Origin of the sequence: Mesorhizobium sp. M1E.F.Ca.ET.063.01.1.1 (assembly GCF_003998155.1) — a bacterium.
Lineage (GTDB): Bacteria > Pseudomonadota > Alphaproteobacteria > Rhizobiales > Rhizobiaceae > Mesorhizobium.
In genome coordinates, this window is record NZ_RZSC01001484.1 from 1 (window position 1) to 570 (window position 570).

General features: G+C 66.8%; 1 protein-coding gene. It reads left to right on the forward strand.

Annotation, left to right across the window (positions count from 1 at the left end):
• Nucleotides 1–506: aminopeptidase N C-terminal domain-containing protein (locus tag EOA29_RS39370; protein ID WP_127222565.1), on the forward strand; the 506-nt coding region annotated here is incomplete at its 5' end.
• Nucleotides 507–570: the final 64 nt, after the last annotated feature.

The following is a 570-nucleotide window of genomic DNA, read 5'->3' on the forward strand; positions in this document are numbered from 1 at the left end:
GCGCGGCAACCAACATGACGGATCGCGCGGCGGCGCTCACCGTGCTGGCGCACCGCCATGACGGCTCTCCCGAGGCGGAGGAAGCGCTGGCAAGCTTCGAGGCCAGATATCGGGGCGATGCGCTGGTGCTAGACAAATGGTTCCAGATCCAGGCCGGCGTGCCCGGCCCGCGGACCGTCGAGACGGTGCGCGCGCTGATGCGGCATCCCGCCTTCTCGATCGCCAATCCGAACCGGGTGCGCTCGCTGATCGGCACCTTCTCCAGCGCCAACCAGACCGGCTTCCATCGCGCCTACGGCCAAGGCTACCGCTTGTTCGCCGAGACCGTGCTGGAGGTCGAGAAGCGCAACCCGCAGGTGGCGGCAAGGCTGGCGACGGCGATGCGGTCCTGGCGCTCGCTGGAACCGATCCGGCAGGACAAGGCAAGGCAGGCGCTGCTGCAAATCGCGAACGTCGAGAACCTCTCGGCCGATCTGCGGGATATCGTGGAGCGCACGCTGGCGTAGCCCCTCTCCTTCTCCCCTTATGGGCTAGCGTGCGCACACATTTGCTTCGGGCTCATTTTTGCGA